Origin of the sequence: Labrenzia sp. 5N (genome assembly GCF_012395805.1) — a bacterium.
GTDB lineage: Bacteria > Pseudomonadota > Alphaproteobacteria > Rhizobiales > Stappiaceae > Roseibium > Roseibium algicola.
In genome coordinates this window covers 166,710-181,122 of the sequence record NZ_JAAZTM010000009.1, presented here as the reverse complement: position 1 = coordinate 181,122, position 14,413 = coordinate 166,710, and the positions used below count along the sequence as shown (strand labels likewise).

General features: G+C 61.1%; 15 protein-coding genes. 3 read left to right on the top strand and 12 right to left on the bottom strand.

Features of this window, described 5'->3' with window-relative positions; translation table 11 throughout:
- Window positions 1-4: 4 nt before the first annotated feature.
- The gene (locus HEP89_RS10610; RefSeq protein WP_023002952.1) at window positions 5-472 is read right to left on the bottom strand and encodes a hypothetical protein; all 468 of its coding nucleotides are present in this window, start codon (window positions 470-472) and stop codon (window positions 5-7) included.
- Window positions 473-804: 332 nt separating this feature from the next.
- Here HEP89_RS10610 and infC point away from each other — a divergent pair, with 332 nt between their 5' ends.
- From infC to HEP89_RS10595, 3 genes are all read left to right on the top strand, one after another.
- Window positions 805-1,344: a translation initiation factor IF-3 gene (gene infC / locus HEP89_RS10605; RefSeq protein ID WP_075283347.1), complete on the top strand. Its 540-nt coding sequence runs from the start codon at window positions 805-807 to the stop codon at window positions 1,342-1,344.
- Window positions 1,345-1,512: 168 nt separating this feature from the next.
- Window positions 1,513-2,178, top strand: a complete 666-nt coding sequence (locus HEP89_RS10600) for a flavodoxin family protein (protein WP_168692023.1) — start codon at window positions 1,513-1,515, stop codon at window positions 2,176-2,178.
- 15 nt (window positions 2,179-2,193) lie between these two features.
- Window positions 2,194-3,093 carry a sigma-70 family RNA polymerase sigma factor gene (locus HEP89_RS10595; RefSeq protein ID WP_168691997.1) on the top strand — a complete coding sequence of 300 codons (900 nt, stop codon included), beginning with the start codon at window positions 2,194-2,196 and terminating at the stop codon, window positions 3,091-3,093.
- Window positions 3,094-3,123: 30 nt separating this feature from the next.
- Here the strand turns inward: HEP89_RS10595 and HEP89_RS10590 are convergent, their stop codons facing one another.
- From HEP89_RS10590 to HEP89_RS10540, 11 genes are read right to left on the bottom strand one after another with little or no spacing between them, the layout of a single operon-like run.
- Window positions 3,124-3,714, bottom strand: a complete 591-nt coding sequence (locus HEP89_RS10590; RefSeq protein ID WP_168691996.1) for an HAD family phosphatase — start codon at window positions 3,712-3,714, stop codon at window positions 3,124-3,126.
- Entirely contained in the window at window positions 3,711-4,982 is a 1,272-nt protein-coding gene (locus HEP89_RS10585) for a glycerate kinase (RefSeq protein ID WP_168691995.1), read from the bottom strand. Before HEP89_RS10585 ends, HEP89_RS10590 begins: the two co-directional genes overlap by 4 nt.
- On the bottom strand, window positions 4,979-5,992 hold the full coding sequence (locus HEP89_RS10580) for a LacI family DNA-binding transcriptional regulator (RefSeq protein WP_023002945.1): 1,014 nt from the start codon (window positions 5,990-5,992) through the stop codon (window positions 4,979-4,981). Before HEP89_RS10580 ends, HEP89_RS10585 begins: the two co-directional genes overlap by 4 nt.
- 7 nt (window positions 5,993-5,999) lie before the next feature.
- Window positions 6,000-7,163 (bottom strand): dihydrodipicolinate synthase family protein, encoded by a 1,164-nt coding sequence (locus HEP89_RS10575; RefSeq protein WP_168691994.1) that lies wholly within the window; start codon window positions 7,161-7,163, stop codon window positions 6,000-6,002.
- Between the two features lie 27 nt (window positions 7,164-7,190).
- Window positions 7,191-7,505: a Dabb family protein gene (locus tag HEP89_RS10570; RefSeq protein WP_023002943.1), complete on the bottom strand. Its 315-nt coding sequence runs from the start codon at window positions 7,503-7,505 to the stop codon at window positions 7,191-7,193.
- Entirely contained in the window at window positions 7,502-9,094 is a 1,593-nt protein-coding gene (locus HEP89_RS10565) for a GMC family oxidoreductase N-terminal domain-containing protein (RefSeq protein ID WP_168691993.1), read from the bottom strand. Before HEP89_RS10565 ends, HEP89_RS10570 begins: the two co-directional genes overlap by 4 nt.
- Before the next feature lie 25 nt (window positions 9,095-9,119).
- Window positions 9,120-9,878, bottom strand: a complete 759-nt coding sequence (locus HEP89_RS10560) for a 3-ketoacyl-ACP reductase (RefSeq protein ID WP_168691992.1) — start codon at window positions 9,876-9,878, stop codon at window positions 9,120-9,122.
- Window positions 9,875-11,359 carry a GMC family oxidoreductase gene (locus HEP89_RS10555; RefSeq protein ID WP_168691991.1) on the bottom strand — a complete coding sequence of 495 codons (1,485 nt, stop codon included), beginning with the start codon at window positions 11,357-11,359 and terminating at the stop codon, window positions 9,875-9,877. The genes HEP89_RS10560 and HEP89_RS10555 overlap by 4 nt, the downstream gene beginning before the upstream one ends.
- Before the next feature lie 3 nt (window positions 11,360-11,362).
- Window positions 11,363-12,472 (bottom strand): sn-glycerol-3-phosphate ABC transporter ATP-binding protein UgpC, encoded by a 1,110-nt coding sequence (gene ugpC / locus HEP89_RS10550; RefSeq protein ID WP_055659653.1) that lies wholly within the window; start codon window positions 12,470-12,472, stop codon window positions 11,363-11,365.
- A gap of 4 nt (window positions 12,473-12,476) precedes the next feature.
- Complete coding sequence (locus tag HEP89_RS10545; protein WP_023002938.1) at window positions 12,477-13,349, bottom strand: carbohydrate ABC transporter permease; 873 nt, start codon at window positions 13,347-13,349, stop codon at window positions 12,477-12,479.
- Window positions 13,349-14,254, bottom strand: a complete 906-nt coding sequence (locus HEP89_RS10540; RefSeq protein ID WP_077291602.1) for a sugar ABC transporter permease — start codon at window positions 14,252-14,254, stop codon at window positions 13,349-13,351. Before HEP89_RS10540 ends, HEP89_RS10545 begins: the two co-directional genes overlap by 1 nt.
- Window positions 14,255-14,413: the final 159 nt, after the last annotated feature.

Below are 14,413 nucleotides of genomic sequence, written 5' to 3'. Positions count from 1 at the left end.
CTGTCTAGAGGTGGTCGCGTCCGGGCTGATCGTCTTGTGCCGACTTGTGCATCACTTGACCGGCCGCTTTGGTTCCGTGCCAGCAGCCTGACGTTCTCCCGGCAATCAGCCAGTAAATTCCGCCGCCGATAAATCCGGCCGCCAGCGCAACCGCACTTCCCGGCCGGAAGGCACTGTCCGCGGCTTCGGCTCCAAGTGTCCAGACTGCAAAGGCGATCACCCCGGCGGCACCGACGTGAAACAGGAAACTGCGCAGCCGTGCAGCTTCGGCCAGAACGATTGCAACGGCAGCCGGGGCCAGGGCCGTGGCACCGACCACGCTTGCACCCACGAGACCGCTTCCGACCATTGTTGCAAAGGCAATCGGATCGGCTTCGGGATGCCCGGCCCGGAAAAAGCCCCAGGCAAGGAACAGGCCGCACGCCAGCACCGCGAAGATGAAACCGAACGCGATCCTGAGAAGCTGCAACATGAATTTCCCGCCGTCCAAACCGCTGTCCTTCCTTGATATGCGCGAGCTGACTGCTTACTTGACCATCTGCCGGTCGGATTGCAACCTTCCAGAACCGGCAGTTGCCCGACTGGCCATGATCAGGCCAGCCGGAGCCTTAGCCCCTGAAAATGTGACCCGGCATGTCGAAAACGGTGTTTTCGCTTGACTTTTTGCCGGTTTCGCAAGACGTTGGGGGATGGCGTTAGGCCATATCCATCTCAGCACCTTGGTACCAGCGTTCCGAGGATTTTTGTGCATGGAGCATATCAAAGCCCTAGCGCCACGTTGAAACGAAAGAGGAGTTTGCGACCATTCGCCGTCCGTTCCGCGCCCCGCCTCCTACGAAGGAAGGCCCGCGCACAAACCACGAAATTCGCGTTCGCGAAGTCCAGTTGATTGATCATGAAGGCGCCAACCGTGGCGTCATCCCGACAGAAGAGGCGATGGGCATCGCCATGGATGCCGGGTTGGATCTTGTTGAAATCCAGCCGAACGCAAATCCGCCTGTCTGCAAGATCCTGGACTATGGCCGGTACAAGTACCAGGCTCAGAAGAAAGCAGCAGAAGCCCGCAAGAAACAAAAGACCGTCGAGATCAAGGAGATCAAGATGCGTCCGAACATCGACACCCACGACTACGAGGTGAAGATGAAGAGCATGTTGCGGTTCTTTGGCGAAGGCGACAAGGTGAAGGTCACACTCCGTTTCCGGGGCCGCGAAATGGCCCACCAGGACCTGGGCATGAACTTGCTCAACAAGGTCCGTGAGGAAACCAACGAAATCGCCAAGGTTGAATCCGCGCCGAAGCTTGAAGGCCGCCAGATGGTTATGGTTCTGGCTCCGATCAAGTAAGCTTCATCGCGTTTGAATGTCCGAAAACCCCGCTCCGGCGGGGTTTTCTCGTTTTCGGGCGGCAGAACAACTCATTTCCTCAAAAACCCCGTCCGGCATGTCACATCCAGCGCCGCTGTCTTGTCATTACCTGCGAACACCACGTGTGCGCAGGAGACGAAAATGATGATGGACAATGGGAATGCAGCGGCAGGGCTTCAGACCAAGCTTGCGAATGACCGGCAATTGATTGACGTCGCCGTCGTTTTTCACAGCGGGTACGGTCACACAGAACGTCAGGCAGCAGCTGTCGGGCAGGGCATAGAGGATGTCGACGGTGCACGCGCACTGCTTCTGACGGCCGATGAAGCCTGCACGCGCTGGAACGAACTCAATGCGGCCAGCGCAATCATCTTCGGCACGCCAACCTACGTCGGCGCAGCCTCCGCCGCCTTCAAGACCTTTCAGGAAGCCAGCTCGCAGGAAATCATGTCGAAGGGCTATCTCTGGCGAGACAAGATTGCGGCCGGCTTCACCAATTCCGGTTCGCGTTCCGGCGACAAGCTGGCGGTGCTCATCCAGTTGGCCCTGTTTGCAGCCCAGCACGGCATGCACTGGGTCAGCCTGGACCTGCCGCCAGCCAATTGTTCCTCGCAAGGATCGGAAGACGATCTCAACCGGCTCGGCTTCTGGCTCGGGGCCGCGGCACAGTCGAACACCGACGAAGGGCCGCAGACAGCCCCCCCGGCCGCGGATCTGGCAACCGCCCGCCATCTGGGCAGGCGTGTGGCGATAACGGCCTTGCAGTTTGCAGCCGGACGGGCGCAAGCGCGGCCCGAACCGGCGTTGACGTGATAGGCTGTCGTGATCATGACGGATACACCGACCCTTGAAGACGACACCGCTTTGCGCAGGCGACTGACCCGCATCGCCTACCGCATGCTGGGATCAGTCTCCGACGCGGAAGACGTGGTTCAGGAAGCCTGGCTGCGCTGGCTTGCCACCGACAGGGAAAAGGTGCGCGAGCCTGCCGCCTTCCTGAAGACCATCGTCACACGGCTTTGCCTCAATGAACTGAAATCCGCACGCCGTCGCCGCATGTCTTATGTTGGCCCCTGGCTTCCAGAGCCCCTGCTGACAACATCAGATGCCGAAGCCGCCGACGACATCACGTTGCCCGTGATGGTGGCTCTGGAGCGGCTGTCACCGCTCGAAAGGGCCGCCTTTCTGCTGCATGACGTTTTCAGCATGGGTTTCGAGGAAATTTCGACCGCCATCAACCGGGAACCGGCTGCCTGCCGCAAGCTCGCCAGCCGGGCCAGGGCAAGGCTGCAGGAAGCAAGACCACGCTTTTCCGCCACGCCGGAACAGGGCAGGAAGCTGGCGACCGCTTTCTACGAAGCATCGCGCAGCGGCGACTTGGAGAAACTCCAATCCCTGCTGGCCGAAGACATCGTCGTCTACGCCGACGGCGGCGGCAAGGTGCCTGCAACGTCAGCTCCGACATTCGGGCACGAACGGTCGATGAGCCTCTTTGCGGCACTTGCCCGCTATTTCAGAAAGGCTCCGTCACGCCTGATCCGGTTTGCCGACATTGACGGACTGCCCGGTTTTGTAACCGAGGAAGATGGCGGCATTGTCCAGACAACCGCATTGCAGATCCGGGACGGCAGGATCATCGCCGTCTATGTGACCCGCAACCCGGAAAAGCTCAGGCATCTTGGCGCAGATCAGGAGGACACGATACGTCCGCCAATTGACCTGAACTGATCAGCACGAGTGGAAATCAGCTTCGCCGCGTTATCCGATCAGCCGGTTCACATCAACAACCGGCATTCCTGCGTTGTGCGCTGCCTCAAGCCCCTGATGACTGTCCTCGAACACGAGGCATTGTGCGGCTGCGACACCGAGCCGGGAAGCGGCTTCCAGGAAGAGATCCGGCGCCGGTTTGGCATGGGCAACGTCATCAATCGTGACAACCGTATCGAACAACGGCAGCAGTCCCGTCTCCTTCAACGACGCCAGCACCACTTCCTGCGGTCCACCAGAGGCGACCGCCATCGGCAACTTGCCGTGAAACCTCCGTGCAATGGTGCTTATTACCTCGATCTCGCTGACTTCACCGATCCGGGCCAATACTGCCGTGCGCATCTCCCGAACGGCCAGTGGGCGATCCACCGTAACTCCGTGCTCGGCTTCGTAGTCATCAAGCAGAACATGTTCCGACATTCCCGCCCGGGCGTGGTACCAGTCCGGCTCCATATGATGACCGGCGGCCCTGAACGCGTCCTGCCAGGCACCGGCATAGAGCGTTGGTGTTTGCACCAGCGTGCCATCACAATCGAAAACCAGGGCCTGCGCCCGTTGGAGAAGCGTCTCCAGTTCATTCATGTCATTGGGCTTTCGATGAGAATTGCACGGAAGTCGTTGACGTTGGTAAGGGTTGGCCCCGGCACCACCTGATCGCCAAGAGCCGCGAAGAAACTATGGCTGTCATTGTCGCCGAGCATGGCGACCGGGTCGAGGCCAAGCACCCCTGCACGCTCAAGAGTGCTTGGGCCAACAACCGCCCCTGCAACATCCGCCGCCCCGTCGACACCGTCTGTGTCACAGGCAATCCCGTAAAGACCGTTTGCCCCCTTGAGTGCGATCGCGAGCGCAAGGGCAAATTCCGCATTCGGACCACCACAGCCCTTGCCGCGCCGCGTCACCGTGCATTCACCGCCGGACAGAAGCAGGACAGGCCGCCCACCCGGTTTCATCGCCTGCTGGCGTTCGATCGCGAGTCTCGCCTGCTGTTCAGCCACTTCGCGCGCCTCGCCTTCAATGGCGTCCCCCAGGATTTCGACTTCCATACCTTCGTCGGCTGCCAGGCTTGCCGCTGCTTCCAGCGATAGCGATGGTGCCGCGATGATGCGGTTTTCCACCCTCGACACTCTTTGATCTTCCGGCGGCAGCACTCCGGTGGCGCTGTCCAGCACAGCGAGAACAGAAGCCGGCACAGACATGCCAAAGCGTTCGATAACCGCACGCGCGTCCGCTGGCGTCGTCCGATCGCCAACCGTCGGGCCTGAGGCAATAAAGGCCGGATCATCACCGGCAACATCGGAAATGATCAGCGCCGTCATCCGGGCAGGATAGGCTGCCGCTGCAAGCTGGCCACCCTTGACCAGGCTGACATGCTTGCGGACCGTGTTCATCTCGGTGATTGGCGCACCTGACGCCAGAAGGGCTTCATTCAAGGCCTGCAGGTCAGCCAGCGAAATATCTCCGGCCGGTGCCTCCAGCAGCGCCGACGCCCCGCCTGAAATCAGCGCGATCACGTGATCCGCTTCTTCAAGCGAGGACAACAGACCGAGAAGGCGCTGTGTTGCCTGAAGCCCGCGCCCGTCCGGCACCGGATGTGATGCCTCGACAATTTCGATCCCCCGGCAAGGCCTGGAGTAGCCGTCGCGGGTGATGACCAGTCCTTCTGAAGCCCCCCAGGCTGCTTCAACCGCTTCGGCCATGCGTGCCGACGCCTTGCCGGCACCGATCACGACCGTCCGGCCATTAATCCGTTCCGGCAGGAATGCGGGAACGCACTTCATCGGGTCGGCCGCTGCAACGGCCGTCTCGAACAGACGCCGCAACAGGGCCTCACGGGAACAATCTGTCATGCATCGAGTCCCAGGGTCGATTGCCGTTTGATCAGCTCGACCGGATAATGTTTCGTGTCGGGTGGCCTGACGCCGTCGACAATCCAGGCAAGCATCGCTTCAGCGGCATTGCGGCCGAACAGCGCGGTATCACAGCGCACCGAGCTGAGCCTGGGAAAGGCCAGCGAGCATTCCTCGATATCGTCGAAGCCGATGATCCTGAAATCCTGACCAACCTTGATGCCAAGCTCGGCAAAGCCGCTCAGCATGCCAAGCGCAACCAGGTCGCTGAAACAGATCGCCGCTTCCAGGCCTTCGTGTTCTTGCAGGATCTTCAGCGCGATTTCACGGCCGAACTGCCTCGATGGCCGTCCGTGAAAAATGGTCGGCGCAAGGCCGTTCGCCTGCATCACGCTTCGATAACCGGACATGCGCTCCAAGGTAATCGGACGATCTGCCAGACCACCGGCAAAGGCGATCTTCTGACATCCCGTATCGATCAGGTGCCGTGTCGCGGCTTCGCCTCCAAAGGCGTAGTCATGCGAAGCAAAGGGAAACAGGTCCGTGCGCTCGTCCAGCTGACGCAGCACCTGCATGGTGGGAATTCCGGCCCGCTCGATCCGTTCGAAGGGGCTTTCGTCGCCGCCATAGGTCGGCGAGATGACGAAGGCCGACACGCCATGCTCGATCATGCTGTCGATCACCTGGGCCTGGATTTCCGGGTCCTCATCGGTATTGGCGATGACGGTCGAGTATCCTTTGCTGGCAAAGGTCATCTGCGCACTGGCGGCAAATTCGGTGAAGAAGGGGTTGCGCAGGTCGTTGATGATCAGGCCGATGAGGCCGGATGCAGCGCCCCGCAAGCCGGCAGCCGAGCGATTGTAGACATAACCAAGCTCATCAATTGCCCTGGCCACCTCTTCCCGGGTCGACTGCTTTACCAGCGACGAATTCTGGAGCACCAGCGAGACGGTCGATTTCGAAACACCCGCCTGCCTTGCAACATCCAGAATTGTCGGCCGCTTCTTCATGAAAGGTCTATCCGATCCCGTGCAGTTTCAGGAGCAGCCCCATGCGCTCCTCGGCGATCTCCGGCTTTGACAACAAACGCGCCTGATCCGCAAGCCGGAAGACCTCTGCATAATGGGCAATCTCACGCGAAGACTGAAAACCGGCCGGCATGATGAAGTGGCTCTGGGCATCGTTCAGCCAGGCAAGAAACGCGATTCCGGCCTTGTAGAAGCGGGTCGGCGCCTTGAAGATTTCCCGGCTGAGAGGAACGGTCGGCGCGAAGAGCTGGTGATAGGTGTCCATATCCCCTTCCGCCAATGCCTCAAGCGCCTGGCTCGCCACGGGGGCAATAGCCGCAAAGGCCCCCAGCAGCGCATGCGAATAGTGCTTGCCGTCGCCGGCGATCAGATCCGCATAGTTGAAGTCATCGCCTGTATAAAGCCGCACGCCTTCAGGCAAGCGCGCACGGAAGGCTTCTTCGTGTGCCTGGTCGAGCAAGGAGATCTTGATGCCGTCGACCTTCGCTGCATGGCTTTCGATGATGGCGAGGACGGCGTCGGACGCCGCCGCGACATCCTTAGACCCCCAATAGCCGGTCAGTTCCGGATCGAACATGTCGCCCAGCCAGTGCAGGATAATCGGCTCCCGTGCCTGACGGATCAGCCGGCCATAGACATCGGCGTAATCGTCCGGCCCGGCCCCGATGGCGGGAAGAGCCCGCGATGCCATCAGGATCGCCTGCCCGCCTGCCGCCTCGATGGCCTCCAGCTGGACCGTATAGGCCGCAACGATGTCGTCCTTCGTCTTGAGATTTTCCAGCGGCACCTGATCGGTGCCTGCCCCGCAGGCAACACGCGGCTTCAGCGGATGCGTCTTCGCCTCTTTCATGGTGCGTTCAATCAGTTCCTTCGCCGTTGCCCAGTCAACGCCCATGCCGCGCTGCGCGGTGTCCATCGCCTCGGCCAGTCCAAGCCCCTGATCCCACAGCCAGTGCCGGAATTTCAGCGTATTTTCCCAATCGACAGCCGGAGAACCGACCCATGGATCGCGCTCGCGCAGCGGATCGGACACCACATGCGCTGCCGCAAAAGCGGTGCGGGTCAGCGGTACCCGTGGTGCGCGCGGGGTCAGGGCTTCTCCGATGAGGCTGTAGGGTTCCAGACGGTTTTCGTAAGTGGGCAGGGTCAGCATGATACGCTCCGGAAACTTGGCGGCCGGTCAGGCCGAGACGGGAATATCGAGGACGAGAATGCCGTCGATCCCGCCGATGGCATTGGCGACCAGCTTGGCGCCGAGCGCCTTGTGGTCCGGATGGGTCTGGTAGGCTTCCAGTGCCTCCCAGCTTTCGAAATCGACGGTGAAACCGTGCATGTAGCCCCGTTCGATCTGTTCCGGGCTTTCGCTGCGGCCCGAAACGATCTCGCCGATGCCGGACACCTGATCGCGGATGCTTCTGAGTTCCTGAAACAGGCTTTCGATCAGCTCTTCGGCGACGTCCGGCTGAAACTTGATGAGAACGATATGGCGGATCATGACAGCGCCCCGTGATCTTGGCGGATCATGTCGGAGGCTTTCTCGCCGATCATGATGGCCGCGGCATTGGTGTTGGAGGAAACGACCGTCGGCATGATGGAAGCATCGACCACACGCAGACCGTCCACACCGTTGAACCTCAGGCGCGGATCGACCACGGCATTGTCGTCGGAGCCCATGCGGCAGGTGCCGGCCGGGTGGTGAGAGGTCTTGGAGTGTTCGCAGATGAAGCGGAAGTAGTCTTCGTCGGTCTTCACTCCTGGCCCCGGCAAATGCTCGGCCTTGATGAAGGGCTTCAGCGGTGCCTGCGCCAGAATTTCCTGCGTCAGCTTCAGACCCCGGATCGACATTTCCCGGTCCTGGCTGTCCTGCAAGTAATTCGGGTCGATCAACGGCGCATCCGCAGGATTGGAGCTCTTCAGGCGCACACTGCCCCTTGAGCGCGGGCGAAGATAACAGGAGTTGAGCGTCACGCCGCCGTCCGGCATGGCAGCAACGCCGGATTCGATCCCCGTCCCCAGACCCAGATGGAACTGCAGGTCCGGCGAACGCGCATCGGGGTTCGCGTACCAGAACCCGCCCGTCTCGAACAGGCTGGAGGACACCGGCCCGCGCCGGGTGAGCAGATATTGAAGGCCGGCCAGAACCGACAGATGCGGCTTGGCATAGCGGTCGTAGGTATGCGGGCCACTGACTTCGCAAATGCAGTAGAGGTCCAGATGGTCCTGCAGGTTGGAACCGACCTCAGGCTGGTCATAGGCGATATCGATACCGAGCTTTCTGAGCTCGTCCGCGGGACCGATGCCGGAAAGCTGCAGCAGACGGGGAGAGCCGATGGAGCCGGACGACAAAATGACTTCAGAGCCCGCCGTCAGCCGGGTGCCGTCAATGAGCTCGACACCGGTCGCCTTGCCGCCTTCCACCACGATACGGCGCACCTGGGCACCGGTCTTGATGTGGAGATTGGGCCTGCCCTTGTTGGGCGCCAGATACGCCATGGCGGAGGAAGACCGGCGGGCATTGCGCTGTGTCAGCTGGTAGTAGGCAACACCGTCCTGCTTCTCGCCGGTCACATCCTCGTTTTTCGGAATGCCGAGCGCAGCAGCGGCTTCGAAATAGGCTTCGCAGATCGGAAGCGGGGCACAGGGCCTGGAAACGCCGAGCGGGCCGCCCCTGCCGTGGTAGCGGTTGTCGTAGGTGTCGTTGTCCTCGGCCTTGCGGTAATAGGGCAGAACATCTTCATAGCCCCAGCCCTCGCAGCCCATCTGACGCCACTCGTCATAATCGAGCGCATTGCCGCGGGTATAGATCTGCGCATTTATGGCCGAACCGCCACCAATCACCTTGGCCTGGGTATACCGGAACACGCGGTTCTGCATGTGTTTTTGCGGCACCGTGTGCCAGCCCCAGGAGCCGATCCCCTTGGTCATTTTCGCAAAGCCGGCAGGCAGGTGATAGAACGGATGCCAGTCGCGTCCGCCTGCTTCCAGCAGCAGCACGGAAACGTCCGGGTTCTCGGTTAAACGCGCGGCTACAACCGAGCCGGCGCTGCCACCACCGATGACGATGAAGTCGTAGCCTGTATTCATCTGAAGTCTCTCAGAACAACTCGCTCTAAAGCCGGGGGATCGACAGTCCGCCGTCCACCGCGAAGGTCGAACCGGTTGCAAAGGCCATTTGGCCATCGGCAATCGGCACGATGATTGAGCCGATATCGGCGGGCTGCCCCCACCTGGCAGCAGGCACCAGACCGCCTTCGATCCGGGCCGTGTATTTGTCTTTCACTCCGGCGGTCATGCCGGTTTCGATGATGCCTGGCCTTAGCTCGAAGACACCGATGCCATGCGGCGCAAGCCGGACGGCGAAAAGCTCCGCCATCATGGCGGCGCCTGCTTTCGACAGGCAGTATTCCGCCCTTTCGATCGACACCATCTCCGCACTTACGGAGGTGATGAAAGTCATCGAGCGATAGCTGTCTGACGGCTGATTCAGCATGCGTCTCGCCACTTCCTGCGCCAGGAAGAAGGCCCCGCGCAGGTTGACACCCATGACGAAGTCGAAACTGTCGGGCGCCAGATCCAGCATGTCGCCCCGGATCCTGGCCGGAACGCCCGCGTTGGAAACAAAAGCCGTCATCGACCCGAGATCCGCCTCCACCCGGTCGAGCAGCGTCTTGCAATGGTCGATGTCCAGAAGGTCATGCCGGAAATAGCGGCCCTTGCCACCCAGGGCGTTCAAGGCTTCGACTACCTCCGGTGCGTCCGCTTCTTCCTGAGCGGCGATGGCAACCGTGTAACCGGCCTCCGCGAGAGCCCTCGAAATGCCGAGACCGATGCCGCGCTGGCCGCCGGTGACAAGTGCGATCCTGTTCATGCCGCCAGGTCCTTCTTGATCGTTTCGGCGGCGCGCAGTGCCAATGCCGCGACCGTGAGGGCGGGATTGACGGCAGCCGAGGTTGGCAGCGCTCCCGCATCGGCCACAAACAGGTTCGGATGATCCCAGGACCGGCAGTCCGGATTGAGCACGGAGTTAGCCGGATCATCGCCCATGCGCACCGTGCCGCACTGATGCGAGGGCACCCTGCCGTCGAACAGGCGCGACAGAACCAGCGGGAAACCGGCCTCGCGCAGGGTCTTGCGGGTCTTCTCGACCAGCTTCCTGTGCGCCGTCATGTTGGACCGCTGCCAGATGAGCTGGATCTTGCCGTCCTTCAGGACAACCCGGCTTTCAGGATCGGGCAGATCCTCGGAAATCAGATAGAGATCAAGGGCATGCCCGGAAATCCAGTTGGCAGCGAATTTCGGCAGCTGCGGCACCTGGATCTTCAGGATATCCGGCGTTACCCGCCCCAGCAGCTGGACGTTGCCCAATGGCTTGCCGTCTTCGCCGTCATCGAGATACCAGTCATTCAGGCCGAAGGTCTTCTGATAGACGGAAGTATTCCGGAACCGCGGATCAATGGCGATCATCGCAGTCGCATTGTGGTTCATGAAACAACGGCCGACATAGTCCGAGAGGTTGGCTACGCCGGACCGCAACAAGAGCGCTGCGGACTGGACCGCGCCCGCACACAGGGCAACGACCCCCGGTGTCAGGCAGATCTCTTCACCGTCCTTGCTGTAGTGGACTTCATCTATTCGGCCGGACTTGTAGCCCGTCCGGAGCGCAGTGACTTCGGCACCGGTGACAAGGGTGACGTTGTCATGAGCCATTGCGGCTTCCAGCGCACAGGTTTCCGCATCCATCTTGCCGCATCTGAGGTCGGGGTAACCGTCCCAGCCGGTGTGCCCGGCATCCAGCCAGCGGTCGATATCAACCCCCAGGGGCAGGCTGAACGGGCGAACGCCCGCCTGCTCAAGGCGCCGCCGGGCAATCCGGATGGCTTCCTCGTCCGGGATGGGCGGAAACGGATAAGGCCTGCCATGCGGCGGCTCAGTCGGATCGGAGGCGGTATCGCCCCGAACCTGGAAAAGCTGTTCGGCGGCGTCATACCAGGGCGACAGCTCGTCATAGGCAATCGGCCAGGCAGGTGAAACACCGTCATAATGCTCCAGCGCGCTGAAGTCCTCTTCCCGGTAACGGATCAGCACCGCACCGTAGAGCTTCGAGTTACCACCGACATTGTAGTAGTTGCCTGGCTCGAACGGATTACCCTGTCCGTCGAGCCAGGTTTCCGGTGCCCGGAAAGCGCTGTTGGTATAGATGCGCCAGGGGTCCCGGGCCGGAGCATCGTCCGGTATCCGGTAACCCCGTTCCAGAATCGTGATCTTGGCCCCGGTCGGAGCAAGGCCCGCGGCAAGGGAAGCTCCCCCCATGCCGCTGCCGATGATCACAATGTCGGGCGCCGTATTCATGGGTCAGGCGATCCGCTTTTCGGTCTTCGGGTCGAAAGCGACCGCCTTTTCCATGTTGAAGGCAAACGGGAACACTTCTCCCGCCTTCACGGCAACGTCGGCACGGAAGCGGCCGGTCACGTCCTTGCCGCCGATCTGGCTGACGACGAACGTGTCGGAACCTGCCGGCTCGGTGACTTCCACCGGAGCATCGACGATGTGAACCGCCTTGGAATTGCGGTCGGCACCATCCTTGTCGGTAATGGCTTCCGGCCGAATGCCGAGGATGATGTCCTTGCCGATGCTGGAAGAGAGCGCGTCGGAGGCAAACGGAATGGCCGCCGTCTTGCCGTCTGCTAGCGAGACTTCCGCAGCCGGCCTGCCGTCCGCCGAGACCACCTTGGCCGGGAACAGGTTCATGGAAGGCGATCCCATGAAGCCCGCCACGAACATGTTGGCCGGATTGTCGTAGATCTCTTTCGGCGTGCCCAGCTGCTGGACATAGCCACCGAACATGACAGCGATCCGGGTCGACAGCGTCAGTGCCTCGATCTGGTCGTGGGTCACATAGACAATTGTCGTGCCGAGCTTCTGGTGCAGCTTCTTGATTTCCGTGCGCATGTCGACGCGCAGCTTTGCATCCAGGTTGGACAGCGGCTCGTCGAACAGGAACACGTCCGGCTCGCGCACCAGTGCACGCCCCATGGCGACACGCTGGCGCTGACCACCGGAAAGCTGGCCCGGCTTGCGGTCGAGTAGATGGCTGATCTGAAGGAGATCGGCCACCTGGCCAATCCGCTTTTCGCGTTCCGGCTTCGCAATGCCGTGCATTTCCATGCCGAAGGAGATGTTCCCGGCAACGGTCATGTTCGGGTAAAGCGCGTAGGACTGGAACACCATTGCGATGTTGCGGTCCGCCGGCTTGACGCCGTTCATGCTCTTGCCCTTGATCGCGATCTCGCCGGAGGTGATGTCCTCCAGGCCGGCAATCATGTTCAGCAGGGTGGACTTGCCGCAGCCGGACGGGCCGACGAGAACGAGGAACTCGCCCTCTTCGATAGAGATGTCGGTTTCATGCAGGACCCGCAAGGATCCATAAGACTTGGTCGCCTGCTTGATGTCGAGAAAGCCCATTGTCTTATCCTTTTACTGAGCCTGCCATCAGACCACGCACGAAGTAGCGGCCCGCGACGATGTAGACGAGAAGGGTTGGCAGCGCGGCCATGATCGCGCCGGCGAAATGCACGTTGTATTCCTTCACCCCGGTGGAGGATTGCACCAGGTTGTTGAGGGCAACGGTCATCGGCTGGCTGTCGAAATCGGAGAAGGACGCGCCGAACAGGAAGTCGTTCCAGATGTTGGTGAACTGCCAGATGATGCAGACAACCGCGATCGGACCGGACGATGGCAGCAGGATGCGCCAGAAGATCCGGAAGAAACCGGCACCGTCGATCTGCGCCGCCCGGACAAGCTCTGTCGGAAAGGCCGCATAGTAGTTGCGGAAATAGAGCGTCGAGAAGCCGATCCCGTAGACGAAGTGTACGAAGATCAGACCCGGCACCGTGCCGGCGATGCCCATCAGACCCAGCATGCGAGCCATCGGGATCAGCACCATCTGAAAGGGAATGAAGCAGCCGAACAGCAGCAGGCCGAACAGGATGGTCGCACCGCGGAACGTCCACTTGGTGAGCACGTAACCGTTCAGCGCGCCGACCAGCGTCGACAGGGCGACCGCCGGAACGACCATGATGATGGAGTTGAGGAAATAGGGCCGCAGACCCGTTGCCTCAACGCCCACCTGAGCACTCGACCAGGCGCTTTGCCACGGAGCGATGGTCCACTCCTGCGGCAGCGCCATCATCCCGCCCGAAGTGATTTCGGTCAGCGGCTTCAGCGAGTTGACCACCATCACGTACAGCGGCAGCAGGTAGTAGATGCAGAACAGCGCGAGCAGCAGGTACAGGATCACCCGGGCCGGACGCAGGGAGGAAGACTTGGACATCGTCGACATCACTTTTTCTCCCTGAGTTCTGACCAGAGGTAGGGCACGATGATCGCTGCGATCGTCATCAGCATGATCACGGCGGAAGACGCACCGATGCCCATCTGGTTTCGGGTGAATGTGTAGGAATACATGAAGGTTGCCGGCACTTCGGTGGCGGTGCCCGGTCCGCCGCCTGTCAGGGCGATCACCAGGTCGTAGGACTTGATCGCCATATGGGCGAGCACCACGAAGGCCGACATGAAGGCAGGACGAAGCTGCGGAATCACGATCCGGCGATAAAGCGCGAAAGTGGAAGCGCCGTCGATCTGGGCAGCCTTCATCATCTCGCTGTCGATACCGCGCAGGCCCGCAAGGAACATCGCCATGACGAAGCCCGACGTCTGCCAGACCGCCGCGATCACGATGGTGTAGATCGCGAAATCCCGGTCCTTGATCCAGTTGAAGGTGAAGGTTTCCCAGCCCCAGCCGCGCACGACGGCCTCGATACCGATGCCCGGGTCGAGGAACCATTTCCAGGCAATTCCGGTCACGATGAAGCTGAGCGCCATCGGATAGAGGTAGATCGTGCGGATGAAGCCTTCTGCGCGGATCTTCTGATCGAGAAGGATCGCCAGCAGCAGACCCAGGACGCAGCAGATGGTGATGTAGAGAACGCCGAAAACCACAAGGTTCCAAACGGCCGTATCCCACGCACGGATCTTGAAGAGGTTTTCATAATTCTGCCAGCCGACCCAGCCGAAGGTGGGCAGAATACGGCTGTCCGTGAAAGACAGGTAAAGCGTGAAGGCGATGAAGCCGTAAACGAAGATTGCCACGATGGCGATCGTCGGGCTGAGCACGAGTTTGGGCAAAGCATCACGCAGTCTGTCAACAACGGAACCGCGCGGGTTCGCCGTTTCAGAGAAAGACATCTTGAGTTCCCCGACCTAGAGCACTTTTGCCGGCGTTCCAGCGAACGCGCGCGGCAGCTCTGAGACTTTGGTTCCGGCCGGCTCCAGGCGGTTGCTTGCAACCGCGAGACGGTCCGCCGAACCGGTGGGAGAGCGGTGACGGATCACCGCTCTCCGCGC

Bases quoted from the DNA above. Each gene is read 5' to 3' on its own strand.
- HEP89_RS10610 (WP_023002952.1), bottom strand. From the start codon at position 472: ATGTTGCAGCTTCTCAGGATCGCGTTCGGTTTCATCTTCGCGGTGCTG.
- HEP89_RS10600 (WP_168692023.1), top strand. From the start codon at position 1,513: ATGGACAATGGGAATGCAGCGGCAGGGCTTCAGACCAAGCTTGCGAAT.
- HEP89_RS10595 (WP_168691997.1), top strand. From the start codon at position 2,194: ATGACGGATACACCGACCCTTGAAGACGACACCGCTTTGCGCAGGCGA.
- HEP89_RS10590 (WP_168691996.1), bottom strand. From the start codon at position 3,714: ATGAATGAACTGGAGACGCTTCTCCAACGGGCGCAGGCCCTGGTTTTC.
- HEP89_RS10585 (WP_168691995.1), bottom strand. From the start codon at position 4,982: ATGACAGATTGTTCCCGTGAGGCCCTGTTGCGGCGTCTGTTCGAGACG.
- HEP89_RS10580 (WP_023002945.1), bottom strand. From the start codon at position 5,992: ATGAAGAAGCGGCCGACAATTCTGGATGTTGCAAGGCAGGCGGGTGTT.
- HEP89_RS10575 (WP_168691994.1), bottom strand. From the start codon at position 7,163: ATGCTGACCCTGCCCACTTACGAAAACCGTCTGGAACCCTACAGCCTC.
- HEP89_RS10570 (WP_023002943.1), bottom strand. From the start codon at position 7,505: ATGATCCGCCATATCGTTCTCATCAAGTTTCAGCCGGACGTCGCCGAA.
- HEP89_RS10565 (WP_168691993.1), bottom strand. From the start codon at position 9,094: ATGAATACAGGCTACGACTTCATCGTCATCGGTGGTGGCAGCGCCGGC.
- HEP89_RS10560 (WP_168691992.1), bottom strand. From the start codon at position 9,878: ATGAACAGGATCGCACTTGTCACCGGCGGCCAGCGCGGCATCGGTCTC.
- HEP89_RS10555 (WP_168691991.1), bottom strand. From the start codon at position 11,359: ATGAATACGGCGCCCGACATTGTGATCATCGGCAGCGGCATGGGGGGA.
- ugpC (WP_055659653.1), bottom strand. From the start codon at position 12,472: ATGGGCTTTCTCGACATCAAGCAGGCGACCAAGTCTTATGGATCCTTG.
- HEP89_RS10545 (WP_023002938.1), bottom strand. From the start codon at position 13,349: ATGTCGACGATGTCCAAGTCTTCCTCCCTGCGTCCGGCCCGGGTGATC.
- HEP89_RS10540 (WP_077291602.1), bottom strand. From the start codon at position 14,254: ATGTCTTTCTCTGAAACGGCGAACCCGCGCGGTTCCGTTGTTGACAGA.